Below are 24,978 nucleotides of genomic sequence, written 5' to 3' on the forward strand. Positions count from 1 at the left end.
TACCCCACAGCGATCGGCGTGCCGACGACCGCAGCAATACTTAAATTATGTTCGTAGGCTAACGGACGATCGTGAACGCCCCGTAAATATACGTCCACGAATGCATCCGAAAAAGTGCGCGCCGGCTTGGTTTCAACCAAAGCCGGGCGCGCATCGTGCTTCAGGCGCCGGCGGGGGAGCGAACCGGACGCAGCAGAAATGCCGGCAGATGCGAGTGGTCACCCGGCTCGCTGTCGGCTTCGCGTTGGCGGCGCGGCTCGGGACGGCCGATCGACGGTACATGCGACGGATTGGCCGGCTGGCGCGCATCGTCACGCGGCTCGGATGATGGCTTGGCTTCGCGCGGCGGCCTGGCTTCACGCGAAGGTCTGGCTTCACGCGGAGGCCTTGCCTCGCGCGCGGGCCTTGCTTCGGAAGCGGGCCTTGCTTCGGAAGCGGGCCTTGCTTCGGCCGAAGGCTGTGCCTCGCCACGCGGTTCGCGCGGCTCGTGGCTGCGCTCACGATCGCGGCCGCGCTGCGGCTTGCCGCGTCCGCCGCGTGACCGTTCACGGCCGCGCTGCTCGCGCGGACGCTCGCTCGCGTCGGAAGCATCGGTGCGGACTTCGAAATCGCCTTCGGCGCGTGGAATGCTCTGGCCGATCAGCTTCTCGATCGCCACCATCGACTTCTGGTCGAGCGGCGTGACGAGCGAGATCGCCATGCCGGACCGACCTGCGCGACCGGTGCGGCCGACGCGGTGGACATAATCGTCGGGATGGTGAGGAACGTCGAAATTGAAGACGTGGCTGACCTCGGGGATGTCGAGGCCGCGGGCGGCGACGTCGGATGCGACCAGCAGGGGCAGCTCGCCCTTGCGGAACTGCTCGAGTGCCGCCGTGCGGGCCGACTGGTCCATGTCGCCGTGCAGCGCGCCGACGCTGAAGCCGTGCTTTTGCAGCGATTTGTGAACGACGGCGACCTCGCGCTTGCGATTGCAGAAGATGATCGCGTTCTGGAGATCCTTGGCCTCGCGCAGCAATCGGCGAAGCAGCTCGCGCTTCTCGTGCGCCTCGCGCCCGGCCGGGACCTGACACTGCGTAACGGTGACAGCGGTGGTGGCGGGCTTCGATACCTCGATCTTCTGCGGATTGTGCAGGAAGGTTTCGGTGATGCGCCGGATCTCCGGCGGCATGGTCGCGGTGAAGAACAGGGTCTGCCGCGTGAACGGGACGAGCTTGCAGACGCGCTCGATGTCGGGAATGAAGCCCATGTCCAGCATGCGGTCGGCTTCGTCGATGACGAGCAGCTCGACGCCGGTGAGCAGCAGGCCGCCGCGCTCCGTGTGGTCGAGCAGGCGGCCGGGAGTGGCGATCAGCACGTCGACGCCGCGCGTCAGCTTGGCATCCTGGTCGCCGAAGGAAACGCCGCCGATCAGGAGGGCGACGTTGAGTTTCTGGCCCGCGCCGTAGCGGTCGAAGTTTTCCTTCACCTGCGCCGCGAGTTCGCGGGTTGGCTCAAGGATCAGGGTGCGCGGCATGCGCGCCCGGGCGCGACCCTTTTCGAGGATGGTGAGCATCGGCAGCACGAAGGCCGCGGTCTTGCCGGTGCCAGTCTGGGCGATGCCGAGCACGTCCTTGCGAGCGAGGACGTGAGGGATCGCCTGTTCCTGAATGGGGGTGGGGGTGGTGTAACCGGTGGCCGCCACTGCAGCGAGGACTTTTTCGGATAGTCCGAGATGGGTAAAAGACATTGAGCCTCTGGTCGAAACCGCCGTTCGGAATCGAGGGTAATAAGGCTGTCGCGTTCCACCCCAAAACGGCGCGCTCTCAAAGAAGCTGGGGGTGCTGACTCACGCGAACAAAGCGCCAAGCTCAGGAATCGCTCTTCGATCTGAGCCGCGTCGCCACGGAACATAGGGGGGAATCGGCCAAAGTCAATGGAGCGGGCGCGGGAAGGCCCTAAAAAACCTGAGGTTTTCGCCAAATAGTGGGAGCGGCTGCGGTTTTCCGCCCAAACGTCGGCTAGCGCCCCTCCGGCCCCTGCGCGCGGAAGTCGCCGGGCGCGATCCCGTAGGCGGCGTTGAAGACCCGGTAATAGGTCGCGACGCTCTCGAAGCCGCAGGAGGTCGCGATGTCGGCAATCAACCGGTCCGGGGCTTCGCGCATCAAGCGGCGGCTCTGGTTCAGGCGTTCGTCCGTCACGGTTTGCGAGAAACTCCTGGCCGCGCTTTCGAACAACGTATGTAGGTGACGCACGGAGACGCCGAGCAGGTCGGCCACCATGGTCGGCGCCAGATTTGGGTCTTGCAGGTGCCGCGCGATCAGGCGCCGTGCGTACGAGAGCCGGGCGGTCCGCAGTGCGGCCTGCCCGAGGCGGCTGCCGGGCCGCAGGATGCCGCGCTCGATCAGCGCCAGATGAGCTAAAGCCTCGACGAGCGAAGCGGCATCGGCCGCGCCGTCATCACCCGCGGCAACCTCGCCGAGATCGGCAAAGCAGGCGCCGAGCAGAGGCTTCAAGCCGGGATCGTCGAACGTCCGGGGCGCAAGCTCGCGCATGCGCTTGTCCTGCGTGGAGAGGCCGCTCAGCGAGACTTTCAGGATCCGCAGGTGGAAGCCTCCCGTGCCCAGCGGCGCGGCGCGATAGGGCTGGTCGGTATGGCTGGTAGCGAAGCTGCCATTGGCGATCGTGAAGTTGCTGCCGCGCATGCCGCCGAACCAGCCGCCGCTGCCGAGCTGCTGATAGACGCAGAGGCTGTCGCCCGGCGCGTGAGCGATATCGGTCACGCTGCGCTCGACCGTGTAATGGGAGGCCTTCAGCTCGACGAGGCCGGCTCCGCCAAGCTGGCGCAGCGAGAATTCGCCGAAGAAGTCCGCGCGGCGTTCGCGCTCGAGTTCGACGGTGATGCCAAACAGGCCCTTGGCGCGCACCTCGCGCCAAAAGTCGAAGCGGTCGTGCGGCTCGACCTCGTCGGTGCACCAGCGATACACGGCGGCCCCTCGCTTCCAGCGGAATTGCCCACAAGAATTGACTGAGAAAAAGCAAATTCCGGTGGCATCTACCATAGGCTAGACAACAGACCTGAGTCCTCAGGGCGGTTGAACCAGCGATGTGGCTGGGCCGACTATCACATCAACGGCGCGGTTCCCATGAACCGCTGTTCGAGGGAACCGGCGTGGGCCGTTCTTGAGGGATTTTCGATGACGCGTCGGCTTCTCAGAGTACTGGCAGCGCTTGGCCTTGCGGCCGGCCTCAGCGGTTTCGCGCTTCCCGCCTGTGCCGAGAAGCGCGTTGCGCTCGTCGTCGGCAACAACGACTACAGGAACGTTCCGAAGCTGCTCAAGGCGGTCAACGACGCCCGCACCATGGGCGATACGCTGAAGCAGCTCGGATTCTCCGTGATGCTCGCCGAAAACCAGAGCCGGCAGCAATTTTCGGAGACGCTGCTCGCGTTCGATCGGACGATCGAGCCCGGCGACACCGCGTTCTTCTTCTATGCCGGCCACGGCTTCGAGATCGCAGGCCAGAACTATCTGCTGCCGACGGACGTGCCCGCTGCGACGGAAGGGCAGGAAGAACTGGTGCGTGACGCCTCCATCCTGGCCGATCGCATCGTCGAGCGCCTCCAGAACAAGAAGGCGCGGACCTCGATCCTGGTGTTCGACGCCTGCCGCAACAACCCGTTCGAGCGCAAGGGTACCCGCGCCGTCTCCGGTGGCGGCGGGCTTGCCCCGATGGTGCAGCTGCCTGAAGGCGTGTTCTCGGTCTTCTCGGCGGGCCCGCGCCAGACCGCGCTCGACCGCCTCTCCAATGACGACGCCAATCCCAATTCGGTATTCACGCGCACCTTCGCCAAGGAACTGCTCCAGCCCGGCGAGAACCTGGTGCAAGTGGCGCAGCGTACGCGCCGTCTCGTGAGCGAGATGGCCGACACTGTCAAGCACAGGCAGGTGCCGGTCTATTTCGATCAGATGGTCGATGACGTCTTCCTCAGCGGCATCGCCAAGGATGCCGCCGCGCGCCCGGCCGATCCGCCGGCGCAGAAGCTCGCGGCGCTGCCACCGGTGTCGGTGCCGCGCGTGCCGAAGGAGGAGACCACCAACGCGCCGATCGCGAGCTTCTCGCGTCACAATGGCGGCTGGAGCGTGGTGTTCTCCTTTGCCGATCCGACCCTCGGCGTTTCCTGGCGCATGGCCGGCAACGGCGACTTCCGCGAAACCGGCTTCATCGATACGCTCGACCCGCGCACGCGCAAGAGGATGCCGAACCCGTCGATCGAATTGCCGCCGGACGCGCAGGCCGGCACCATCGAGGTTCGCTATGTCGACCAATCCGGTGACATGCAGGGGCCGTTCCCGATCAGGTTCGATCCCGAAGCCGCGCTGATCCGTGACCAGCGCAAGATCCTGGACATGACCGCGACGAGCTGGCTGTCATTCCGCGAGTTCAACGGGCTGCTAGTCTACTACACGCACCTCGTGTCCTACCGCTGCGCCATCCGCGAGGTGCGCATCGGCATCGACACCGCCGTTCCGAACCAGGTGTTGAAGATGCCGGGCTGCGACATGCGCGATCCCAGTGCGATCAGCGCCGGCATGCCGCTCTCCATGAAGCTCGCGCCGGCAACGCAGTTCATCTCGGTGGAGCTGACCTATCGCGACGGCAGCGTGTCGGAGATCAAGAGCTTCCGCAGCGCGAACCGCAGCAACAACTGAGGTGTCGAGCAGGCCGCGTAGCTATTCGCGGCGCTTCCGGATGAAGCGTTTGAGGGCCTCGATCAAGGACGGGGTCAGCGGGAAGAAAGCGCCCATCGCGATCGAGATGATGACTTGGCGCGGCAGGAGCTTGACCTACTCCTCGTGGAGCTTGACCTACTCCTCGTACGGATAACCGTTCTGTTCGATGCGCACCGGCGCAAGCGGCGGCCTGCGCGGTGCGATCATGATCAAGACGAAAAGCACGTTGATCAGGATCCAGACGCCGAGCAGTATGAGGATTGTCTGCACTGCAATTTCCCGAATGAGTCGGAATTGGAGGCAAGGCTAACGGCCATTCACAACCGCAGCAAATGAATCTTGCTTGCTGCACTGCACAGAATGCTTGGCTCGTGAAGGAGGACCCGACCGTGAAACCCGATACGTTGCAGCGTCCCCAGGGCTCCCCGCTGAAGGTGCGGTGTTGCATCGTCGGCGGCGGACCGGCGGGCATGATGCTCGGCTATCTCCTCGGGCGCGCCGGCATCGATGTCGTGGTGCTGGAGAAGCATGCGGATTTCTTCCGCGACTTCCGCGGCGACACCGTGCATCCTTCGACGCTCCAGGTGATGGACGAGCTCGGCCTGATCGACGGATTCCTGAAGCTGCCGCATCAGCGCTTGCAAAAGCTGGACGGCCTGTTCGGCAGTACCCCCGTTCGCATCGCCGATCTCAGCCGCCTCCGCACCAAGTACCCCTTCATCGCCTTCATGCCGCAATGGGATTTCCTGAATTTCCTGCGCGAGGCCGGCCAGCGCTTCGCCTCGCTGCAGGTGATGATGAACACGGAGGCCGTCGATCTGATCCGCCGCGGCGAGACCATCGCCGGCGTGCGGGCGAATACGCCTGACGGTATCGTGGACATCGAAGCTGATCTCACCATCGCATGTGACGGCCGGCATTCGACCGTGCGCCAGCATTCCGGCCTCGAGGTCGAGGAGATCGGCGCGCCAATGGACGTGCTGTGGTTCCGCGTCGGACGCAAGGCGAACGAGACCGAGAACCTGTTCGCGCGCGTCGAGCCCGGCAAGATGATGATCACCTTCGACCGCGGCGACTATTGGCAGTGCGCCTATGTCATCGCCAAGGGACAATACGACGCGGTGAAGGCGAGGGGATTGCAGGCGCTGCTCGACGACGTCGTTCGCATGGCGCCGGTCCTGAAGAGCGGCATAGCCGAGGTGAAGAACTTCGATGATGTCAAGCTGCTCACCGTCGCGATCAACCGCCTGCCGCGCTGGACGCGGCCGGGCCTGCTTCTGATCGGCGACGCCGCACATGCGATGTCGCCGGTCGGCGGTGTCGGCGTCAATCTCGCCGTCCAGGATGCGGTCGCGACCGCAAACCTGCTGGCGGACGAGCTGCAGCGCGGCTGCCCGTCGGAGGACGAACTCGATGCCGTGCGCCGTCGCCGCGAATTCCCGGTGAAGATGACGCAGCGGATGCAGATGATCGTGCAGAACAACATCATCAGCGGCGCCTTGCAGGGCGGCGACCGGCCGCTGAAAGTGCCGCTGGTCCTGCGCCTCATCACCGCGCTGCCGTGGCTCCAGGGCATTCCGGCGCGCCTGCTCGCGCTTGGCGTCCGGCCCGAGCACGTGCAGTCGAAGGCTGCGCCGGCACGGTAGCGCAAGGGCCCGGTAGGGATAACGCGGCGTTAAATCGCGCTCGACGCGTTGCCTGCGTGCAACAGCGCAAACGGATTGAAGGCGCGCTGCTTGCCAATCCGACGTCTTAACTGTCTTGATTCAAATTTGAGTAAGACCTGCGTGTGAGCGTGCACCCATCAAAGGACACGGGGTGTACCATGCGTAACAAGTTGATTGCCGCCTTCGCCTGCACGACCGCTCTGATTTCGACCGGCGCCGCTTCCGCCGCCGATCTCGGTGCTCGGCCCTACACAAAGGCGCCGGCCTATATGGAGTCGATGTTCAACTGGACCGGCTTCTATGTCGGCGGCCACATCGGCGGTGCATGGACCAACGAGCAGTTCATCAACAACGGGACCGGCGCACCGTTTGGCGATCTGACCCCGGGGCAGGGCTACCGTCAGCGCAACTCCGGCATCCTGGGCGGCGCCCAGATCGGCTACAATTGGCAGGCCAACAACTACGTGTTCGGTATGGAAGGCACGATCTCGGGCCTCGACAACAAGGGCTCGTTCTTGAACACCGCGTTCGGCGCGGGTGACGACGTGTTCTCCTGGCGCACCAATGTGCTTGCCACCGTCGTCGGTCGCGCGGGCTTCGCCGTGCAGAACAACCTGTTCTACATCAAGGGCGGCTATGCCGGCGTGAACAACCGTCTGTCGGTCACCGATACGGTCGGTCCGGCCACCGGTTCCGGCGGTCAGACCCATTGGGCCAACGGCTGGACCGTCGGTGCCGGCTGGGAATACGGCATCACCCGCAACTGGATCGTCGGCCTCGAGTACAACTACGCAGCCTTCGCCAGCCAGACCTATCAACTCGGCGGCACCTCCGGCAATTACAGCTTCGATGCCAAGCCGCGCGACCTGCAGTGGGCCGTCGTGCGCGCCAGCTACAAGTTCGACGCGCCGGTCATCGCCCGCTACTAAGTGGGTCAACGAACGACCAAGCAGCCATAAAAGACGATCACTGCCCAAATTCAAAAGCCCCGGCATTGTCCGGGGCTTCTTTTTTGTGTGCAGATTTATTGGTGCGGCCTACGCCATCACCGAGAACCCGCCATCGACGGGGATCGCGGTGCCGGTGACGAAGTTGGAGGCGGATGAGGCGAGGAACACGGTGATGCCGGCGAAGTCGTCGATGTCGCCCCACCGCCCCGCAGGCGTGCGTGCCAGCACCCGCTCGTGCAATCCCGATACCTGCTGCCGCGCACCGCGGGTCAGGTCGGTGTCGATCCAGCCCGGCAGGATGGCATTGACCTGGATGTTGTCGGGCGCCCACGCATTGGCGCAGGCGCGCGTGTACTGAACGATGCCGCCCTTGCTCGCCGCATAGGCCGTTGCGAAGCTCGCGCCGAAGATCGACATCATCGAGCCGATGTTGATCACCTTGCCGTTGCCGGACGCCTTCAGCGCCGGATAAGCCAGCTTCGAGCACAGAAAGGCGCTGGTGAGATTGGTGTTGATCACCGTGTTCCACTCGTCGAGCTCGAGCTCGTGCGGCGGCTTGCGGATGCTCATGCCGGCATTGTTGATGAGGATGTCGATGCGGCCGAAATCCCTGACGACGCGATCGATCATCGCGGCGATGGCCGCCTTGTCGGTGACGTCGGTGGCAACACTGATCGCCTTCACGCCGCGTTGGCTGAGGTCGGCGACGGCGGCGGCGGATTTGGTTTCGTTGCGTCCGACCACGGCGATGTTGGCGCCGGCATCGGCGAGGCCACGGGCCATTCCGAGCCCGATGCCGCCATTGCCTCCCGTGACGATCGCGACTTTGCCGCGGAGATCGAACCGACTGGTTGTCATGCTGCTATTCCCTGGTTCTTCTATTGGTTGCTCTGCCAGATCAGCACCAGCCCGAAGCCGGCCATGGCTGCGCCATAGCCGGCCCATTGCAGCTGGTTGACCATGAAGCTCGATCGCGGCCACGCGACGGTGCCCGTACCCTGTCCGATCCAGAGCAGCCCGACGGCAAGGGCAAACAGGCCTGCTATCAGCAGAAATCTGCGCATGCATTCCTCCCCGGCGGTTTGCTTCTGTCGTGACGCGACATGACGATTGCCGCGGCCCGAAAACTTGCCGGGAGACTAGCCGTAGCCGTGGTCGGGATACAATGGCCGCTGATGCAGGCCGCAGGGCGGATGCATGTCCATACGCAAGGTCCGCTGAAGCACCGTACAACGAAAAAGCCCCGGACGATGCCGGGGCTTTGACGTCTGAACTTGCGTTCGGATCAGTACTTCGCGACGACCGGACCGGTCCAGTTGAAGCGGTAAACCAGCGAAGTCGAGATCGTCTGGTTCCAGCTGTTGGCGCGAATGCTCTGACCGACCGGGAGGTTACCGGCATCGAACAGGATGTCCTGGGTCTTGGCATTGTAGAAGGCCGAACGGTACTCGGTCTTCATGAACCAGCCGGGCGACTGGATGCCGAAGATGTTCAGGTTGTTCTCAACGCCGCCGCCGATGAACCAGCCATTGCGGTTGTAGCCGTTGAGGTGAACGCCGGCCGGAGCGCCAGCCAAGGTCATGAAGTTGGTGCTGCCGAAGTGGGCGCCGGAGTAACCGCCGTTGACGTAGGAGAGAACGTTCGGAGCGACCAGCCAGCCGAGGCGCACACCAGCGGCCCAGGAGTCTTCCAGCTTCTGGTTGCCGGTGATGCCGAGCAGGGGATCTTGAATGGTAGCACGGATGCTGCCGAACTGACCGTCAGCGAACACGCCGGCGACCCAGGTGCCACTGAACTGCCAGTCGTAGCCGAGACCGACGGTGCCGAACCAGCCCGAGCCACCCTGGCGCTGATCGATCGTCAGGGGAACTGCGCCAACCGTGGTCTGGACGCGCTGGTCAGAGGCCGAGAGGCCGCCGCCGGCGCCGCCGAAGATGTAGAAGCCGGTCCAGTTGGCGACGGGAGCCGCCATCGGGGCCTTCGCGTAGGGACGGGCGCCAAGGTCAGCGGCCGAAGCCGAAGCGGTCATGGCAGCAACCGCGGTCAGTGCGAGCAAAATCTTCTTCATCTTAAAAATCCCCAAGCTTTGGTCTGTCTGGCAGGCGCGAGCGCACTGAAGTCCGTGTGATCTGATGTCCCGGACTATACCTGCTTCTCTCCGAAATGCTGTTGCAGAGCAGGCACAGTCGCCGGGAAACGCCGCACGGCAGGGATTCTGGGTGCCGTCGTGGAAATGTGAAATAAGTACGCATTATCAATGCAGTACGTCGAATTTTGCGATTTGCGTTTTGGTAGCTTCTCGTTAGCGAATTCGGCTTTGTCCGAAATGGAGGCAGTCCTGCATCAGTCATGGCTCGGTGAGTCGTTGGCCGAGTCGCGGCGCGATGAGGCCGGGAATCAACGAAATCGAGGCGAACGTTGGCAGGATTGGCGGGAAAGAGCGGTTGTCATCTCCCAAAAACAAAAGAGCCCCGGGCATCATGCCGGGGCTCTGGATGGATACGACCGGGCAGCGCCTGCGGATCAGACGTCCAGCAGGTCGTCGTTGGCGAATTCGGCCTTGTCCGAGATGAACGCGAAGCGCGCTTCGGCCTTGGTGCCCATCAGGCGCTCCACCGAATCCGCCGTGGTGTCGCGGTCGTCGGCGAGCAGAACCACTTTCAACATGGTCCGCTTTGCCGGATCCATGGTGGTTTCCTTGAGCTGCGCCGGCATCATTTCGCCGAGGCCTTTGAAGCGATTGACCTCGACCTTGGCGTTGGCGTTGAACTCGCTCTTGATCAGCGCTGCCTTGTGCGCGTCATCGCGGGCGTAGACCGACTTCGTGCCGTTGGTCAGCTTGTAGAGCGGCGGCACGGCGAGGAAGAGATGGCCTTCGTCGATCAGCCGCGGCATCTGCCGGTAGAAGAAGGTGATCAGCAGTGAAGCGATGTGGGCACCGTCGACATCGGCGTCGGTCATGATGATGATGCGCTGATAGCGCAGATCCTCTTCCCGATACTGCGCGAGCATCCCGCAGCCGATCGCCTGCACGAGGTCGGCGAGCTGCGTATTCGCCGTCAGCTTGTCCTTGCCGGCGGACGCGACGTTGAGGATCTTGCCGCGCAGCGGCAGCACGGCCTGGGTCTTGCGGTCGCGCGCCTGCTTGGCGCTGCCGCCGGCCGAGTCACCCTCGACGATGAAGAGTTCTGAGCCTTCCAACCCTGCATCGCTGCAATCGGCGAGCTTGCCGGGGAGGCGCAGCTTCTTGCCGGCGGTCTTGCGCGCGGTCTCCTTCTCCTGGCGGCGGCGCAGCCGCTCCTCGGCGCGGTCGACCACGAAGTCGAGCAGCCTGTTGGCCTGGTTCGGATTGCCCGACAGCCAATGGTCGAACGGATCCTTCATCGCCTGTTCGACGATGCGCTGCGCTTCGGCGGTGGCGAGACGGTCCTTGGTCTGGCCCTGGAATTCAGGCTCGCGCACGAACACCGAGAGCATCACGGCTGCACCCACCATCACGTCTTCTGACGTAATGGACGACGCGCGCTTGCCCTGGCCGACGCGTTCGGCGTGGTCCTTGAGGCCGCGCAGCAGCGCGCTGCGCAGCCCGGATTCGTGCGTGCCGCCGTCGGGCGTCGGCACAGTGTTGGTGTAGGAAGACAGGAAGCCGTCGGCATCCGCGGTCCAGGCCACCGCCCATTCGCAGGCGCCATGCGCGCCGTTGCGGCCCGACTTGCCGGAGAAGATGTCGGGATGCACCAGCGTGTCGGCGTGGATCGCGGCGGCCAGATAGTCCTTGAGGCCACCGGGGAAGTGGAACGTCGCTTCCGCCGGCACGTCGTCGACGCCCTTAAGCAGTTCGGGCGCGCAATTCCAGCGGATCTCGACGCCGCCGAACAGATACGCCTTCGAACGCGTCATCTTGAACAGGCGCTGCGGCTTGAACGCTGCCTTGGCACCGAAGATGTCGGTGTCCGGCTTGAAGCGCACGCGGGTTCCGCGGCGGTTGTTGATCTTGCCGAGATCCTCGAGCTTGCCCTTTGGGTGGCCGCGCTCGAACGTCATGCGATAGAGTTTCTGGCTGCGCGCGACCTCGACCTCGAGCAGCGAGGAGAGGGCGTTCACCACGGAGATGCCGACGCCGTGCAGGCCGCCCGAGGTCTCGTAGACCTTGGAGTCGAACTTGCCGCCCGAGTGCAGCGTACACATGATGACTTCGAGCGCCGACTTCTTCGGGAATTTTGGATGCGGATCGACCGGGATGCCGCGGCCGTTGTCCGTGACGGTCAAAAAGCCGTCCGCGCTCAATTCGACTCCGATGAAGGTCGCATGCCCCGCGAGCGCCTCGTCCATCGAGTTGTCGATGACTTCGGCGAAGAGGTGATGCAGCGCCTTCTCGTCGGTGCCGCCGATATACATGCCGGGCCGGCGGCGCACCGGTTCCAGACCTTCGAGGACCTCGATGTCGGCTGCGGTGTAGTCGGCCTCGGCACCGCCCGCGCGCGGGGCGGCCTTGGCGGCGCGGGGCTTGGGCTCATCGCCGCCGAAAAAATCGTCTTTTGCTTTGGGCTTCAACTGCTTGGACATATATCTTTATGCGTTTTGAGGGCCGCATGAGCGGCGAATCGGTTGGGCCGACTATGCCACTTCTCGCCTGGAAAGGTTATCGCGGGGCGGGCCGGGCGGTGTGGTTGGGAACCAATCCCGGCGATTTTACGCGGCATCCCCATCAATTCCCGGCAATGTGACGGTCCGGTCCGGCTGGACTTGGCTTTGTGACTTGATGTCACACAAGTCATTGGCTTACCAGTCCTTTTCATCGAGCAGCACCTTCGGGCAGGACGGAAAGGCTATTTTTGAATGGAGCAGTTTGCGCACGGACTCGCCGATTTCGTGCGCGCTCACCAGACGTGGGCAGCTCCCATCGTGTTCGTGCTCGCATTCGGGGAGTCGCTCGCCTTCATCTCGCTGCTGATCCCGGCCTGGGGCGCGTTGGTCGCTATCGGCGCGCTGATCGGCGCGAGTGGCATCAGCTTCTATCCGGTCTGGATCGCCGGTGGCATCGGGGCGGCGCTGGGCGACTGGGTCTCTTACTGGTTCGGCTATCGCTACAAGGAGCAGGTCGCGCAGATGTGGCCGCTCTCGCGTTATCCGGAACTCCTGCCCAGAGGCGAGGCCTTCGTGCGCAGCTGGGGCGTGCCGAGCATCTTCATCGGCCGCTTCTTCGGCCCCTTGCGTGCCTCCGTGCCGCTTGCAGCCGGCATTTTCGAGATGCCCTATTGGAGCTTCCAGGCCGCCAATTTCGTCTCGGCACTGATCTGGTCGGCGGCGCTGCTGCTGTTCGGAGATGTGATCGCCAAGATCATGGAATGGATCTGGGGCGTGGTGTGACGTCGGAACCTTGACGGCGACCGCAGCTGGCCTTATAGCACCGCGCCATGATCAACGCCGCGACCATCCTGTTCGCCCGTCGCCGCCGCCGCTCTTTAGCGGTTTGGGCGGTCGATCGCGTTTGAGATCATCGTCTTTGCCGCTGGATCCGATCCGCGGCATTCTCTCTCCTGTCAGTGCGATCTGATCCGGCGGCCACCAAGGAGGCCAGCAGGAGACTACGATGTATACGCCACCCTTTTTCAAGCAGGACCGCGCCGCGAGCCTGAAATTCGCCGACACGCGCGGCTTCGGCACCATGTGCGCCTTCGACGGCCACAAGCCGATCGCCTCGCCGCTGCCGTTCTATTTGACCTATGCCGCGGACGGCACGCCGCAGGCCGCGTTTCATGTCGCCCGTCACAATCCGCTGCTAAAGCTTGCGGACGGGACGACCTCCTGGCTCCTCGCGGTCAACGGCCCCGATGCCTACGTGTCGCCGGACTGGTACGTCTCGCCGGATCAGGTGCCGACCTGGCTGTACCAGTCGGTCCATCTGACCGGGCCGGTGCGGTTGTTGTCGGATGGTGAACTGGCCGTGCAAATCGATACGCTCAGTAACAAGTTCGAAAACTGGCTGTTGCCGAAGAAGCCGTGGACGTCGGGCAAGATGACGGCCGGGCGGCTCGAGGCGATGAAGAAGGCGATCGTGGGTCTGGTCATGACGGTTGAGGAGGTCGAAGCCAGCTTCAAGCTCAACCAGCACAAGTCCGACGCCGATTATATGGCGATCGCCAATGCGCTTGGCGCGCAAGCCCATGCCGACGCCAGGGAGATCGCGCAACTGATGCAGGACGTAAGGCCGGAGGCCTTCGCATCCGAAACCAACATGCTCGAAAGGAGCGCGCCATGAGCCTCACTGAAACGACGAAAGCACCGACCACTGGCGCTGCGACAAAGCCGGCCACCGTCTTCGTCGACGGCGGCTCCGGCACCACCGGGCTTGGCATCAACGAGCGGCTGAAGCTGCAGAGCGACGTGGTCGTGAAGACGATTGCCGACGACAAGCGCAAGGATCCCGCGGCCAAGAAGGCGCTGATGGAGAAGATTGATCTGGTCATCCTCTGTCTGCCCGACGATGCTGCCAGGGAAACGGTTGCGCTCATCGACAGCATGGGGCCGTCGGGCCCGAAGGTGCTGGATGCCTCGACCGCGTACCGGGTCGCGCCCGACTGGGCCTATGGCTTTCCGGAACTGACGCCGGATCAGGCTGGCAAGATCAAGGCTGCGAAGAAGGTGTCCAATCCCGGCTGCTATCCGACCGGCGCGATCGCGCTGCTGCGACCGATCGTCGATGCCGGCCTGCTGCCGCGCGACTATCCCGTCACCATCAATGCGGTGAGCGGCTATTCCGGCGGCGGCAAGTCGATGATCGCGAGTTTCGAGGACGGCAGCGCGCCGTCCTTCGAACTCTACGGCCTCGGCTTCGAGCACAAGCATCTGCCGGAGATGCAGCTCTATTCGAACCTGACGCGGCGGCCGATCTTCATCCCGTCGGTCGGCAACTACCGGCAGGGCATGCTGGTGTCGGTGCCGCTCCAGCTCGACACGCTGCCCGGCAAGCCCAGCGGCGCCGATCTCCAGGCCGCGCTGGCAAAGCGTTACGCCGGCTCGAAATACGTCTCGGTGATGCCGCTGCAGAACGAGACGACCAAGGGTGGCAAGCTCGAGCCGGAAGGGCTCAACGAGACCAACACGCTCGAGCTCTACGTCTTCGCCAGCGACAAGTACCATCAGGCGGTGCTGGTCGCGCGGCTCGACAATCTCGGCAAGGGCGCGTCCGGCGCGGCCGTGCAGAACATGCGACTAATGCTGGGATTGCCGGAGGCGTAGGAGCAACATTCGCTGCTCGTCATGACCGGGCTTGTCCCGGGCATGACGGCCGCGAGGGGCGCTTCTCAGTACTTCGCGATGATCGGGCCGCCGAACCTGTAGTTGATGCGGGCCGTGATCAAGTCGACGTCCTGGCCAATGCGGTCGGTACGTGAGAACGTGCCGACGGGTGCCAGCACGCCGTTTGCCGTGAGGGTAACGTCGCGCCGGCCCATGAACAGATGGTCGTATTCGAGGCCGACCGACCAGTTCGGCGCAAAGCCGTATTCGATGCCGACGCCGACCGTGCCGCCCCAGCGGGTGTCGTCGGCACCGTCGAACTCGGCTCCGGCCAGACCGCCGGTTCCGATGCCGCGGTAGCGATTGCGGGTGACGGCGGCGCCGCCCTTCGCGTAAAGCAGTGCGCTGTTCCAGGCGTAGCCGATCTGGCCGGTGAACAGGCCGAAAGCATCGACACGGGTGCGGTTCGCGACGCCGAGCACGGTGCTGGCGTTCCGGCCGGAGAGGTCCGCCCAGTCGCCCTGCGCTTCGAGGCCGAATACGAAGGCGCTGCTCTGCCAGCGATAACCGATCTGGCCGCCGGCGACGGCGCCCGTCGCGTCATGGCAGCCTTCCGCAACGCCGGCCGCGAAACCAACCGTCTGGTCCCAGCAATTGCGTGACGAGCCATATCCGCCGTTGGCGCCGATGTAGAAGCCGCTCCAATCATAGATCGCGGCGATCATCGGCGGCGCCTTGGTGTAGGGACGGGCGGCGAGATCTGCGGCGTTAGCCTGGGTCGCGACGGCAACGAGCGACAACGCGCCGACGGCGGATGCAATCTTCCAATTCATGTCTGCCCCGAATCAATCAATTGCGATGGGCAAATATACCTCTGGATGTGCGATCCATCGTGTCAGCCCAAGAGGGCATTGCTGCTTTTTTCCGCACTGTCGTCATTCGGCAACACCGGCAGCCGCGATAGGCCTTCGAGATTTCACCCGTTCGTTGCAGGCGCCAACCCAACCGGGGCCGATCAGAGCACCTTGAAGATCGCGAGCGCCAGCACGGCTTGGGCGAGAAAACCGACGGTGAAGGCGAGGGTGCGGAAGACGGGAATACCCATCGCATAGACGATCAGATGCGCAACGCGCGACCAGAAATAGACGGCGCAGGCAAGCACCGTCCACTTCGAGGAGTAGTCGATCGCATTCAGGATCAGCACCAGCGGCGCGAACAGCACGAGGTTCTCGACGGCGTTGTCATGCGCGAACATCAGGCGGTTCGCCCATTCCGACTGCGGCTTGTCGGTGCGCGAGGGATTGGCCATCGCACCACCAAGCCCGCGAATCTGGCAGCGGTTGATGGTGTAGGGAATCCAGAGGATTCCAGTCAGGACCACCGTCAGTGTCAGCCAGAACAATTCACGCGTCATAACCCGGTCCCCTCATCAATTTCTGCTGCAGGCATGGAGCTTATACGAAAGCGCGAAAGATTCTGCTATGCGCGAACCCTGACATAGCTGCCGGGTGCGTCCTCGATCGGGGGAAACGCCTCGCTGCCGACCGTGCGGGCCGGGACTTCCTCGGGATCGAGTGCGCCCAGCCATTGCCGCCAGTCCGGCCACCAGGAGCCCTTGTGCTCGACCGCGCCCTTCATCCACTCGGCGACGTTGGCGGACTTCACGTTGTCGTTGGTCCAGTACTGGTATTTGTTCGAGGCGGGCGGATTGACCACGCCGGCGATGTGGCCCGAGCCGGACAGCACGTATTTCACCGGGCCGCCGAAGAACTGGGAGCCGTACAGCACCGATTCAGCCGGCGCGATATGGTCCTCGCGGGTTGCGAGATTGTAGATCGGCACCATGACCTTGGAGAGATCGAGCAAGGTGTTGTCCAGCACCAACGTGCCGGTGGAGAGCCGGTTCTCAAGGTAGCAATTGCGCAGGTAGTACGAATGGTTCGACGCGGTCATGCGGGTCGCGTCCGAATTCCAGTGCAGCAGGTCGAACGCGCTCGGCTGCTGGCCTTTGAGGTAATTGCTGACGACATAGGACCAGATCAAATCGTTGGAGCGCAGCATGTTGAAGGCCATCGCCATCTTCGAGCCTTCGAGCACGCCCGCCGCCTTCATGTCCTGCTCGAGGGATGCGATCTGCTCCTCGTCGACGAACACGAGCAAATCACCGGCATGGGTGAAGTCGACCTGTGCCGCGAAGAACGTCGCGGACGCCACGCGCTGGCGGCGCTTCTCGGCGAGCCAGGCCAGCGTGGTCGCGAGCATGGTGCCGCCGACGCAATAGCCGGCGGTGTGCACCTTCATCTCGCCGGTGACCTTCTCGATCACGTCCATCGCCGTGAGCGGGCCTTCCTTCATGTAGTCTTCCCAGCTCTTGGCGCCGAGGCGTTTGTCGGGATTGACCCATGAGATCACGAACACGGTGATGCCCTGATCGACGCACCATTTGATGTAGGATTTCTCCGGCTTGAGATCGAGGATGTAGAATTTGTTGATCCAGGGCGGGATGATCAGGAGCGGCGTGCGCAGCACCTTCTCCGTCGCCGGCGCATACTGGATCAGCTGCATCATCTCGTTCTGGTAGATCACCTTTCCCGGCGTCGTCGCCATGTTCACGCCGACGACGAGATTGTCCGGATCGGACTGACGGATCTTCAGCGTGCCCTTGCCGGCGGCGATGTCCTCGGCCAGCATCTTCAGGCCGCGCGCGAGATTTTCGCCGCTGCTGGCCACCGTCGCGCGCAGCACTTCCGGATTGGTCAGCACGAAGTTGGAGGGCGATATCGCGTTGGTGACCTGCTGGACGTAGAACTCGGCCTTGCGGCGGGTCTGCGGATCGAGGCCCTCGGCTTCGCGCACAAGCTCCAGCGCAAATTTGGTCGTGAGCAGATAGAGCTGCATCATGAAATCGAAGAACTGGTTCGACTTCCATTCCGGATCGGCAAAGCGCTTGTCGCGCGGCGAGGGTGCGATCGCGGGCGGTGCGTCCTGACCGGCCATGCGGCGCGCCGCCGAGCCCCAGAGGTCAAGATAGTCCTTGGCGAGCTTGGTCTGGAGTGCGGAGGCCCGCGACGTATCCGACAGCCAGTATTCGGCGACGGCGGTGAAGGTCTTGATGACCTCGGTAAGCTCCGCCGGCGGACGATCCTGCACCTCGCCGCTCTCGCGCGGCTTCAGGTACGCGGCAAGCGCCTTGCCGCCGCTTTCCATCGCCCGCGCGACATTCATCGCGAAGGCTTCCGCATCGAACTTCGTCTCGGGTTTGGGCGTATCGGTGGTGGCCATACTCATGAGGAGAACAGTAACGATTCATTCCGTATTCGTCACCGCGAAGCTCGCATGTTTGGCGTTAAACACTCTCGAAGATGTGTTGCAGTGCGACAAATTTTCTTGGTTCCGTCACAATCGAGCCGCACCGCTCGGCTTGATGGACTGGGGCTATTTTCTCGCTCGCACCATTTGGGCAGCAATGGGTTTGAGCTTGGGCGCGGACTTGGGTAAGGTTGCCCGGGGCCGTGCTTTGGGACGAAGTGGGGATTTCCCTAGTGTTGGCGTTGAGGGACCTGCAAAAGTCGCGGCGGATCTGTGGCGCGCTGCTGATGGCGACGCTCGCCCTGGGCGGCTGCTCGAGCCAGCTCGCGGATATGACGCCTTCCGATGCTCAAGCGCATCCCAGAGAGGCCGGTAGCTATCTGCCGGTGCACGATCTGCCGCCGGATCGCGATCAGGCCGTCATGCCGCCGGACCAACGCGCCAAGATCGAGGCCGAGCTTGCTGCCGCGCGCGACCGTCAGGCGGTTGCCACCAAGGACGCGAAATAGGGCGCCGCAAGGTAATCGCTGGCGCCTCCGGCTCGCCGTGCTAAAAGACCTTAGTTCAGCCGAGAGTCAGGGCGAACGACTTCAGTCAATATCGTCGATGATTGCTCTAAGTATTTGATCTTGAGTAATTTTCGCGAGAGATGCGGGCGCCTTCCGCCTGGTCTTTATGGCCTGTCGATTCTGTCCTGACCGGTTGCCCGGAGCCGAGAGAGCCATGGAAGAATTTTACCGCATCCGCCGCCTTCCGCCTTACGTGTTCGAACAGGTCAACCGGGCCAAGGCAGCTGCGCGGAACGCCGGCGCCGACATCATCGACCTCGGCATGGGCAATCCGGACCTGCCGGCGCCAGCGCACGTGCTGGAGAAGCTGAAGGAGACGCTGGGCAAGCCGCGCACCGACCGCTACTCGGCCTCCCGCGGCATCCCCGGGCTGCGCCGGGCCCAGGCCGGCTACTACGCCCGCCGCTTCGGCGTGAAGCTCAACCCCGACACCCAGGTGGTGGCGACGCTCGGCTCCAAGGAGGGCTTTGCCAACGTGGCGCAGGCGATCACCGCGCCCGGCGACGTCATCCTTTGTCCCAATCCGAGCTACCCGATTCACGCCTTCGGCTTCTTGATGGCGGGCGGCGTGATCCGTTCGGTGCCCTCGGAGCCGACGCCGCAATTCTTCGAGGCTGTCGAGCGGGCGATCGTGCATTCGATCCCGAAGCCGCTGGCGCTCGTGGTTTGCTATCCTTCGAACCCGACCGCCTATGTCGCGAGCCTCGACTTCTACAAGGACCTGGTCGCGTTCGCGAAGAAGCACGAGATCCTGATCCTGTCGGATCTCGCTTATGCCGAGGTTTATTTCGACGAAAGCAACCCGCCGCCCTCGGTGCTCCAGGTGCCGGGCGCGATGGACGTTGCCGTCGAGTTCACCTCGATGTCGAAGACCTATTCGATGGCTGGCTGGCGCATGGGCTTCGCGGTCGGCAACGAGCGCGTGATTGCGGCACTCGGCCGCGTCAAATCCTATCTCGACTACGGTGCGTTCACGCCGATCCAGGTCGCAGCGACCGCCGCGCTGAACGGACCGGACGATTGCATCAAGGAGATGCGCGACACCTACCGCAAGCGGCGCGACGCGCTGGTGGAATCGTTCGGCCGTGCCGGCTGGGAGATCCCGCCGCCGGAAGCATCGATGTTCGCCTGGGTGCCGCTGCCGGAAGCCTTCCGCAGCGTCGGCAGCATGCAGTTCGCGACCCTGATGGTGGAGAAATCCGGTGTCGCGGTCTCGCCCGGCGTCGGCTTCGGCGAGCATGGCGAAGGATATGTCCGCATCGCCATGGTGGAAAACGAGCAACGGATCAGGCAGGCCGCGCGTGGCGTGCGCCGCTTCCTTGAAAGCGGCATCGAAACGTTGCACAACGTCGTTCCGCTCGCCACTCGGCGTTAAGTTCTCTTCCGCAGGTTTTCCAAGGCATCATGGTTGCACCCCTGAAAGTGGGCATAGCGGGGCTCGGCACCGTGGGCGCCGAAGTTGTCCGTCTGATCGAAACGCAGGCGAGGGTGCTTGCCGGCCGCAGCGGCCGTGGCATCCGTGTCGTCGCCGTCACCGCACGCTCGAAGGCGAAGAAGCGCGGCGTCGATCTGCGCGGCATCGAATGGGTCAAGGATCCGCTTGCCCTCGCCACGCATCCGGGCATCGACTGCTTCGTCGAGCTGATGGGCGGCGCGGGCGATCCCGCGCTGGCGGCGGTCGAGGCCGCGCTCGCCGCCGGCAAGTCCGTCGTTACCGCCAACAAGGCGTTGCTGGCAAAGCACGGCCTCAAGCTGGCAAAGGCCGCCGAAAAGCACGGCGGCGCGCTGAATTTCGAAGCAGCCGTCGGCGCTGCGATCCCTGTCATCAAAACGTTACGCGAAGGTCTTGCCGGAACCGGCATCAACCGGGTCTACGGCATCCTCAACGGCACCTGCAATTACATCCTGACCCGGATGGAGCAGGAGGGCCTGTCCTTCGCCGAATGCCTGAAGGACGCGCAACGGCTCGGCTATGCCGAGGCCGATCCGTCATTCGACGTCGACGGCCACGATACCGCGCAAAAGCTCGCCATTCTCGCCAGCCTCGCTTTCGGCACGAAAGTTGCTCAAAGCGCGGTGTATGTCGAAGGTATCTCCTCCATCGCGCCGGAAGATCTCCGTGCCGCTGACGATCTCGGTTACCGGCTCAAGCTGCTCGGCGTCGCGGTTCGCACCGCCACGGGCATCGAGCAGCGCGTGCATCCGACCATGGTTCCGAAATCCTCCTCGATAGCGCAGGTGATGGGTGTCACCAACGCGGTCACGATCGATGGCGAGGGCATCCCGCCGATCACGCTGGTCGGCCCCGGTGCCGGTGGCGCCGCGACCGCATCCGCCGTCGTCGCCGACATCGCCGACGTTGCGCGCGGCATTCGCGCCAATCCGTTCGGCCGGCCGATTTCGCAGCTGCGCGACACCAAGAAGGCGCCGATGGAGCGCCACGAGGGCGGCTACTACATCCGCCTTCTGGCACGCGATTTCCCGGGCACCGCGGCTGCGATCGCGACCCGGCTCGCCGAGCAGAAGATTTCAATCGAGTCGATCGTGCAGCGCCATCCCAATGGCGGCGCTGCGCCGGCAGACGGCAAGGCGGTCCCGGTGCCTGTCATTCTCATCACCTATGCCACGCATGAGGACGCCGTGCGCCGTGCGCTCGCGGCCGTGCAGAAGGACAAGGTGATCAGCGGACGGCCGCAGGTTATCAGGATCGAGAAGAACTGACACGGTTCGAACGAACTGTGGGTGTTACGAGTTGATGCGGCGGAGATGTCCGTCCAAAACTGTTTCGAAGGAGTGAGCCGATGTCGACCCATATTTCAGTCCCGCCGCAAGCATTGCTCGAGCGCATTCTCACGCTGGAGATCGTGCGTGTGACGGAGCGGGCGGCGGTGTCTTCGGCGCGTCTGCGCGGGCACGGCAACGAGAAGGCGGCCGACCAGGCCGCGGTGGACGCGATGCGGCGCGAGCTCAACAAGCTCCCGATCGAGGGCACCATCGTCATCGGCGAGGGCGAACGCGACGAGGCGCCGATGCTCTTCATCGGCGAGAAGGTCGGCATGAACGCCGGCCCGCAGGTCGACATCGCGGTCGACCCGCTCGAAGGCACCACGCTGTGCGCCAAGAACATGCCGGGCTCGATCGCCACCATGGCGATGGCCGACGGCGGTACTCTGCTGCACGCCCCCGACGTCTACATGCAGAAGCTCGCGATCGGTCCCGGTTACGACAAGGGCGTCGTCGAGCTCGATGCGACACCGGCCGAAAACGTCCGCCGGCTCGCCAAGGCCAAGGGCGTCAAGCCCGACGGCATCACCGTTCTCGTGCTCGACCGGCCACGCCATGCCAGCATCATCGAGAGCGTGCGATCGACTGGCGCCGCCGTGCGCCTGATCACCGACGGCGACGTCGCCGGCGTGATCCACTGCGCCGACCCCGACAATACCGGCGTCGACATGTATCTCGGCACCGGCGGCGCGCCGGAAGGCGTGCTCGCGGCCGTGGCGCTGCGCTGCATCGGCGGCCAGATGCAGTGCCGTCTCATCCTCGACTCCGACGAGAAGCGCGAGCGCGCCGCCAAGATGGGCGTCAGCGATCCCAAGATGATCTATGGCATCGAGGACATGGCGCGCGGCGACTGCCTGTTCGCCGCCACCGGCGTCACCACGGGCTCGCTGCTGTCAGGCGTCAAATTCCGCAAGGACGGCGTGATCGAGACCGAGACGGTGGTGATGCGCTCCGTCACCGGCACCGTGCGCTACATCAAGGCCGAGCACCGCGAGCTGGCGAAATTCCACCTGGACTAGGTCACGACACGCTGCCGTCATTCCGGGCCAGCGCCTCGCGGTGCATCCCGGAATGACCAAGAATAAGTAACATACGGGAAAGCGCCCATGTCCGATCTGTCCGCCGTCAAAGCCCTGGTCTTCGACGTGTTCGGCACCGTCGTCGACTGGCGCACCAGCCTGATCACCGACTTCATGTGGTGGACGAAGGGCCGCGGCATCAGCGCCGACTGGACCGCCTTGGTCGACGGCTGGCGCGGCATGTACATGGCTTCGATGGATGACGTGCGCAAACATCCCGAGCGCGGCTACGTCATGCTCGATGATCTGCATCGCCGCTCGCTCGAAAAACTGGTCGCGCAATTTTCGATTCCAGGCCTGACCGAGGCCGATCTCGATCACCTCACCAAGGGGTGGCACCGCTTGCACCCGTGGCCCGACAGCGTCGCCGGCCTGACCCGACTGAAAACGAAATTCGTGATCTCGCCGCTGTCGAACGGCAATGTCGCGCTGCTCACCAACATGGCGAAGTTCGCAGGGCTTCCCTGGGACCTCATCATGTCGGCCGAGCTGTTCGAGCACTACAAGCCCGATCCCGAAACCTATCTCGGCGCCGCGCGCCTGCTCGGCCTCAAGCCGGAGCAGGTGATGATGGTCGCGGCCCACAACGGCGATCTCGCCGCCGCGCAGAAGAACGGGCTGAAGACGGCCTTCGTGGCGCGGCCGACCGAATACGGTCCGCTTCAGAAGGTCGATTTCGAGGCCACCGGCAATTGGGACATCGTCGCCAAGGATTTTGGTGGGATCGCCGACAAGCTCGGGTGCTAGGGCGGCTGACGCTCATCCGAGGCGGACGAGGCCCGGAATGCTGAACATATGGGCCAAGGCTCAGCCTCGCAGGACGTTCCACGGGGCGAAGGCATTGTTGACGCCCTCGAGCGCCGGTCCGAGTTGCGGCATATGCCGCAGCAGCACCGATTTCATTCCGTTGTTGTGGATCCAGTCCAGACCGAAGTTGGTGTAGAGTTCCGCGCGGTAGTCATCGGTGAAGAACCGGTCGCTCTTCAGACGCCGCGATGCCATCAGGATGAAAATGCGGAAGGCGGTATCGCTGAAGCCGAAACCCTCCGGCAGGTCCTCGGCCAATAATCCGACCATCAGATCAACGCGATCGACGTTGCCCTTGTAGATCGCGCGCATCTTCCTGGCGGCACCGGGGATGCTGGTGATTTCTTCGAATGTGTTGACCCGCTTCTTGCCGACCAGCTCGCGAAACCGGTTGTAGCGCGGCACGCCGCGCTCGCGATCACGCATGATGTCGATCGCGGCCACGTCGAGCAGCGGCTGGCCGTCTTTCGTGAACCGGCGCAGGAAGTTGGGAAAATTGTGGAGGCGAATGGCGCCGGGATGAGCGGTGCCGAACGAGTACAGCAGGTTGGCGAAGCCGTGAGTCTGCATGAACTTGCGGGAGGCGGGGCCCTGCATTTTGACCAAGTCGCTAGCGGTAATCTCTGTGCTATCGAGCCGCCGTACATCAAGGTTTTCCGGGATCAACGGGTGCAGGCGGTACACGGCGGTGAATTCCTCGGTCATCGCGTAGGGCGCGCTGTGCTGATCCGTCGGAGAGCCGATGATGCCAAAGGCGGCTTCGCTGTTCTTGCCGAGCACGGCGCGCAGCACCCGGCACGGGATCCCCGACCAGTTGGCGTGCATGCTGAAGTCCAGTGCGGGATGGCCGAGGATGCCTGGCGTCCATTCGACGGTGTGGATCTTGGCGATCAGGGCCGCGTTGATCAGGCGCGCATGCTGGAATAGCTCCTCGTCCTTCCAGGTCGGATACCGCGCCTTCAAGCCGTCGCAGATGACATTGTGCTCGCGTGCGAAGAGGTTGTGCAGCAGGCTGAGCCCCACCCACCAATTGTCGTTGAAGCCGGTGAGATCGGCGCCGGGATGCACCGGATCGGCTGGAAGCATCCCATCATCGCCGACCGCGATCTTCCCATCTGCCCCGGAACGGATCTGCATCTGCCTTGCGCGGTCGCTGCCGTAGATTTGTCCGGCGTCCCACCAGTGCGAGTTGAGGTTGCGGAACGTGGGGGTCGCGCCGAGCCATGGTTCACGTGGCGTCTCGTCGCAAACGGTCCGACGGATCTTCATGCAGTCGTCGATCCGCTCATCCGCAGGCCATTCGTCGTTTGGCGTCAGCGGAATTTTGAACTCGTTTCCCGACTTAGGGGCCCCATGGCTGAACCAATTATGCGTTTCGAACTGGATCCAGGCGGCGGCCAGCAGATTGAGGCTGGTCGCCGGAATAAATTCGTGGCGCGCCAGCAATTCCTCCGAGATCACGCGCGGACTGGGTTCGAGCAAATCGTCCAGGCTGTCCGGTACGCATTCTGACAGCGCGAAATTGCGTCCGAACCGGGCGCCAGCCATGCCCATGCGCGGATGGTCGAGGCTGTTGAACGAGCCGTCGGCGGAACGCCACCGGTCATTGCCCGTGTTCCAGCGAGGCGATGTCGTGCCGTAGCCGGTATGGTGCAGATTGCGCTCCCGCAGCCGGTCGCGGAACGCCGAGAGATTGGCGGCTCCGAGCAGGGTCGGCAGTTTGTCCCATGTGACAAAGAAGTTGACGGCCCGATAGATAACATCCGGGACCCATTGGAGCAGGTCGCGATGGAAGACAAAACCATCGTTCTCGCGGGACATTGACGCTCCCAAACGCAATTGAGCGAAGTGAACTTAAC

The 24,978-nt window shown here is 63.8% G+C and carries 22 protein-coding genes; 11 read left to right on the top strand and 11 right to left on the bottom strand.

Annotation, left to right across the window (positions count from 1 at the left end; genetic code table 11):
* Nucleotides 1–160: 160 nt before the first annotated feature.
* On the bottom strand, nt 161–1,729 hold the full coding sequence (locus ACFQX9_RS23105) for a DEAD/DEAH box helicase (RefSeq protein ID WP_377790703.1): 1,569 nt from the start codon (nt 1,727–1,729) through the stop codon (nt 161–163).
* A gap of 271 nt (nt 1,730–2,000) precedes the next feature.
* The gene (locus tag ACFQX9_RS23110; RefSeq protein WP_377790705.1) at nt 2,001–2,966 is read right to left on the bottom strand and encodes a helix-turn-helix transcriptional regulator; all 966 of its coding nucleotides are present in this window, start codon (nt 2,964–2,966) and stop codon (nt 2,001–2,003) included.
* Between the two features lie 210 nt (nt 2,967–3,176).
* Here ACFQX9_RS23110 and ACFQX9_RS23115 point away from each other — a divergent pair, with 210 nt between their 5' ends.
* Nucleotides 3,177–4,691 (top strand): caspase family protein, encoded by a 1,515-nt coding sequence (locus tag ACFQX9_RS23115; RefSeq protein ID WP_018454444.1) that lies wholly within the window; start codon nt 3,177–3,179, stop codon nt 4,689–4,691.
* Between the two features lie 156 nt (nt 4,692–4,847).
* On the opposite strand, the gene ACFQX9_RS23120 is transcribed toward ACFQX9_RS23115, so the two are convergent.
* Nucleotides 4,848–4,982 (bottom strand): hypothetical protein, encoded by a 135-nt coding sequence (locus tag ACFQX9_RS23120; protein WP_007591544.1) that lies wholly within the window; start codon nt 4,980–4,982, stop codon nt 4,848–4,850.
* Nucleotides 4,983–5,101: 119 nt separating this feature from the next.
* Between ACFQX9_RS23120 and ACFQX9_RS23125 the strand changes: the two genes are divergently transcribed.
* Together ACFQX9_RS23125 and ACFQX9_RS23130 are read left to right on the top strand one after the other, a co-directional pair.
* Nucleotides 5,102–6,358 carry an FAD-dependent oxidoreductase gene (locus ACFQX9_RS23125; protein ID WP_247297404.1) on the top strand — a complete coding sequence of 419 codons (1,257 nt, stop codon included), beginning with the start codon at nt 5,102–5,104 and terminating at the stop codon, nt 6,356–6,358.
* A gap of 179 nt (nt 6,359–6,537) precedes the next feature.
* Nucleotides 6,538–7,308, top strand: coding sequence for an outer membrane protein (locus ACFQX9_RS23130; RefSeq protein ID WP_204511099.1), 771 nt, complete (start codon nt 6,538–6,540; stop codon nt 7,306–7,308).
* 108 nt (nt 7,309–7,416) lie between these two features.
* On the opposite strand, the gene ACFQX9_RS23135 is transcribed toward ACFQX9_RS23130, so the two are convergent.
* The 4 genes from ACFQX9_RS23135 to parE all read right to left on the bottom strand — a co-directional run bounded on the left by ACFQX9_RS23135 (nt 7,417) and on the right by parE (nt 11,895).
* A complete protein-coding gene (locus ACFQX9_RS23135) occupies nt 7,417–8,187 on the bottom strand; it encodes an SDR family NAD(P)-dependent oxidoreductase (protein ID WP_018454440.1) in 771 nt (256 codons plus the stop codon).
* A gap of 20 nt (nt 8,188–8,207) precedes the next feature.
* The gene (locus tag ACFQX9_RS23140; RefSeq protein WP_007609848.1) at nt 8,208–8,393 is read right to left on the bottom strand and encodes a hypothetical protein; all 186 of its coding nucleotides are present in this window, start codon (nt 8,391–8,393) and stop codon (nt 8,208–8,210) included.
* Between the two features lie 221 nt (nt 8,394–8,614).
* Complete coding sequence (locus ACFQX9_RS23145) at nt 8,615–9,397, bottom strand: outer membrane protein (RefSeq protein ID WP_018454438.1); 783 nt, start codon at nt 9,395–9,397, stop codon at nt 8,615–8,617.
* 455 nt (nt 9,398–9,852) lie between these two features.
* Nucleotides 9,853–11,895, bottom strand: a complete 2,043-nt coding sequence (gene parE, locus ACFQX9_RS23150) for a DNA topoisomerase IV subunit B (RefSeq protein WP_018454437.1) — start codon at nt 11,893–11,895, stop codon at nt 9,853–9,855.
* Between the two features lie 273 nt (nt 11,896–12,168).
* On the opposite strand from parE, the gene ACFQX9_RS23155 reads away from it, so the two are divergent.
* The 3 genes from ACFQX9_RS23155 to argC all read left to right on the top strand — a co-directional run bounded on the left by ACFQX9_RS23155 (nt 12,169) and on the right by argC (nt 14,571).
* Nucleotides 12,169–12,699, top strand: a complete 531-nt coding sequence (locus ACFQX9_RS23155; RefSeq protein WP_018454436.1) for a DedA family protein — start codon at nt 12,169–12,171, stop codon at nt 12,697–12,699.
* A 223-nt stretch (nt 12,700–12,922) separates the two neighbouring features.
* Nucleotides 12,923–13,591, top strand: a complete 669-nt coding sequence (locus ACFQX9_RS23160) for an FMN-binding negative transcriptional regulator (protein WP_085353489.1) — start codon at nt 12,923–12,925, stop codon at nt 13,589–13,591.
* Nucleotides 13,588–14,571, top strand: a complete 984-nt coding sequence (gene argC / locus ACFQX9_RS23165; protein ID WP_085358768.1) for an N-acetyl-gamma-glutamyl-phosphate reductase — start codon at nt 13,588–13,590, stop codon at nt 14,569–14,571. Before ACFQX9_RS23160 ends, argC begins: the two co-directional genes overlap by 4 nt.
* A 65-nt stretch (nt 14,572–14,636) precedes the next feature.
* Here the strand turns inward: argC and ACFQX9_RS23170 are convergent, their stop codons facing one another.
* From ACFQX9_RS23170 to ACFQX9_RS23180, 3 genes are all read right to left on the bottom strand, one after another.
* A complete protein-coding gene (locus ACFQX9_RS23170; protein WP_018454433.1) occupies nt 14,637–15,404 on the bottom strand; it encodes an outer membrane protein in 768 nt (255 codons plus the stop codon).
* Nucleotides 15,405–15,586: 182 nt separating this feature from the next.
* On the bottom strand, nt 15,587–15,985 hold the full coding sequence (locus ACFQX9_RS23175) for an MAPEG family protein (protein ID WP_018454432.1): 399 nt from the start codon (nt 15,983–15,985) through the stop codon (nt 15,587–15,589).
* A 65-nt stretch (nt 15,986–16,050) separates the two neighbouring features.
* The gene (locus tag ACFQX9_RS23180) at nt 16,051–17,859 is read right to left on the bottom strand and encodes a PHA/PHB synthase family protein (RefSeq protein ID WP_377790712.1); all 1,809 of its coding nucleotides are present in this window, start codon (nt 17,857–17,859) and stop codon (nt 16,051–16,053) included.
* A gap of 254 nt (nt 17,860–18,113) precedes the next feature.
* Between ACFQX9_RS23180 and ACFQX9_RS23185 the strand changes: the two genes are divergently transcribed.
* The 5 genes from ACFQX9_RS23185 to ACFQX9_RS23205 all read left to right on the top strand — a co-directional run bounded on the left by ACFQX9_RS23185 (nt 18,114) and on the right by ACFQX9_RS23205 (nt 23,059).
* Complete coding sequence (locus ACFQX9_RS23185; protein ID WP_027517741.1) at nt 18,114–18,389, top strand: hypothetical protein; 276 nt, start codon at nt 18,114–18,116, stop codon at nt 18,387–18,389.
* A 214-nt stretch (nt 18,390–18,603) separates the two neighbouring features.
* The gene (locus tag ACFQX9_RS23190; RefSeq protein WP_018454429.1) at nt 18,604–19,824 is read left to right on the top strand and encodes an LL-diaminopimelate aminotransferase; all 1,221 of its coding nucleotides are present in this window, start codon (nt 18,604–18,606) and stop codon (nt 19,822–19,824) included.
* Between the two features lie 29 nt (nt 19,825–19,853).
* The gene (locus ACFQX9_RS23195; RefSeq protein ID WP_085353485.1) at nt 19,854–21,170 is read left to right on the top strand and encodes a homoserine dehydrogenase; all 1,317 of its coding nucleotides are present in this window, start codon (nt 19,854–19,856) and stop codon (nt 21,168–21,170) included.
* Between the two features lie 80 nt (nt 21,171–21,250).
* Entirely contained in the window at nt 21,251–22,252 is a 1,002-nt protein-coding gene (glpX, locus tag ACFQX9_RS23200) for a class II fructose-bisphosphatase (RefSeq protein WP_018454427.1), read from the top strand.
* Nucleotides 22,253–22,339: 87 nt separating this feature from the next.
* Nucleotides 22,340–23,059: a haloacid dehalogenase type II gene (locus ACFQX9_RS23205; protein WP_377790715.1), complete on the top strand. Its 720-nt coding sequence runs from the start codon at nt 22,340–22,342 to the stop codon at nt 23,057–23,059.
* A 60-nt stretch (nt 23,060–23,119) separates the two neighbouring features.
* Here ACFQX9_RS23205 and ACFQX9_RS23210 read toward each other — a convergent pair whose 3' ends face one another.
* Nucleotides 23,120–24,940 (bottom strand): peroxidase family protein, encoded by a 1,821-nt coding sequence (locus ACFQX9_RS23210; protein WP_377790717.1) that lies wholly within the window; start codon nt 24,938–24,940, stop codon nt 23,120–23,122.
* Between the last annotated feature and the right edge of the window lie 38 nt (nt 24,941–24,978).

The organism is Bradyrhizobium sp. GCM10028915 (assembly GCF_042666195.1).
Lineage (GTDB): Bacteria > Pseudomonadota > Alphaproteobacteria > Rhizobiales > Xanthobacteraceae > Bradyrhizobium > Bradyrhizobium canariense_D.

Bases quoted from the DNA above. Each gene is read 5' to 3' on its own strand.
- ACFQX9_RS23170 (WP_018454433.1), bottom strand. From the start codon at position 15,404: ATGAATTGGAAGATTGCATCCGCCGTCGGCGCGTTGTCGCTCGTTGCC.
- ACFQX9_RS23210 (WP_377790717.1), bottom strand. From the start codon at position 24,940: ATGTCCCGCGAGAACGATGGTTTTGTCTTCCATCGCGACCTGCTCCAA.
- ACFQX9_RS23145 (WP_018454438.1), bottom strand. From the start codon at position 9,397: ATGAAGAAGATTTTGCTCGCACTGACCGCGGTTGCTGCCATGACCGCT.
- ACFQX9_RS23175 (WP_018454432.1), bottom strand. From the start codon at position 15,985: ATGACGCGTGAATTGTTCTGGCTGACACTGACGGTGGTCCTGACTGGA.
- ACFQX9_RS23160 (WP_085353489.1), top strand. From the start codon at position 12,923: ATGTATACGCCACCCTTTTTCAAGCAGGACCGCGCCGCGAGCCTGAAA.
- argC (WP_085358768.1), top strand. From the start codon at position 13,588: ATGAGCCTCACTGAAACGACGAAAGCACCGACCACTGGCGCTGCGACA.
- parE (WP_018454437.1), bottom strand. From the start codon at position 11,895: ATGTCCAAGCAGTTGAAGCCCAAAGCAAAAGACGATTTTTTCGGCGGC.
- ACFQX9_RS23180 (WP_377790712.1), bottom strand. From the start codon at position 17,859: ATGAGTATGGCCACCACCGATACGCCCAAACCCGAGACGAAGTTCGAT.
- ACFQX9_RS23140 (WP_007609848.1), bottom strand. From the start codon at position 8,393: ATGCGCAGATTTCTGCTGATAGCAGGCCTGTTTGCCCTTGCCGTCGGG.
- ACFQX9_RS23135 (WP_018454440.1), bottom strand. From the start codon at position 8,187: ATGACAACCAGTCGGTTCGATCTCCGCGGCAAAGTCGCGATCGTCACG.
- ACFQX9_RS23205 (WP_377790715.1), top strand. From the start codon at position 22,340: ATGTCCGATCTGTCCGCCGTCAAAGCCCTGGTCTTCGACGTGTTCGGC.
- ACFQX9_RS23105 (WP_377790703.1), bottom strand. From the start codon at position 1,729: ATGTCTTTTACCCATCTCGGACTATCCGAAAAAGTCCTCGCTGCAGTG.
- ACFQX9_RS23155 (WP_018454436.1), top strand. From the start codon at position 12,169: ATGGAGCAGTTTGCGCACGGACTCGCCGATTTCGTGCGCGCTCACCAG.
- glpX (WP_018454427.1), top strand. From the start codon at position 21,251: ATGTCGACCCATATTTCAGTCCCGCCGCAAGCATTGCTCGAGCGCATT.
- ACFQX9_RS23190 (WP_018454429.1), top strand. From the start codon at position 18,604: ATGGAAGAATTTTACCGCATCCGCCGCCTTCCGCCTTACGTGTTCGAA.
- ACFQX9_RS23115 (WP_018454444.1), top strand. From the start codon at position 3,177: ATGACGCGTCGGCTTCTCAGAGTACTGGCAGCGCTTGGCCTTGCGGCC.
- ACFQX9_RS23130 (WP_204511099.1), top strand. From the start codon at position 6,538: ATGCGTAACAAGTTGATTGCCGCCTTCGCCTGCACGACCGCTCTGATT.
- ACFQX9_RS23195 (WP_085353485.1), top strand. From the start codon at position 19,854: ATGGTTGCACCCCTGAAAGTGGGCATAGCGGGGCTCGGCACCGTGGGC.